The organism is Mesorhizobium sp. M2E.F.Ca.ET.219.01.1.1 (genome assembly GCF_004016445.2).
In the GTDB taxonomy this organism is placed as follows: domain Bacteria; phylum Pseudomonadota; class Alphaproteobacteria; order Rhizobiales; family Rhizobiaceae; genus Mesorhizobium.
In genome coordinates this window covers 1-331 of the sequence record NZ_SADT02000153.1, presented here as the reverse complement: position 1 = coordinate 331, position 331 = coordinate 1, and the positions used below count along the sequence as shown (strand labels likewise).

At 61.6% G+C, this 331-nt stretch carries 1 pseudogene; it reads left to right on the top strand.

Going from position 1 to position 331, the window contains the following annotated elements:
• Positions 1 to 331, top strand: a pseudogene (locus EN862_RS35320) (aldolase); the annotation flags it as partial.

Here is a 331-nt window from a genome sequence, read left to right as displayed (position 1 = left end):
GGCCGATTTGCTGCAATCGCGACCGGATAAGAACAAGCCGGCGCTGGTCATGCGCATCGACATGGGCAATCCCTACAATGTCCAGCGCCACCGCGTGATGTGGTCGATGCTGCAGAACCATGACGAGCCGATCATCGGCGCGCTGGAGATGGATGCGGCCTGCGTCGTCGTCAACCTGTTCATGCTGCCTGACGAGCCGGAGCTGTTTCGCCAATGCGTCGAAAACATCAGCAAGGTCCGCGCCGCCTGCCACAGATACGGCATGCCCTTGATGATCGAGCCGCTGGTGATGGTGCCCAACGATGTGCGCGGCGGCTATCAGGTCGACGGC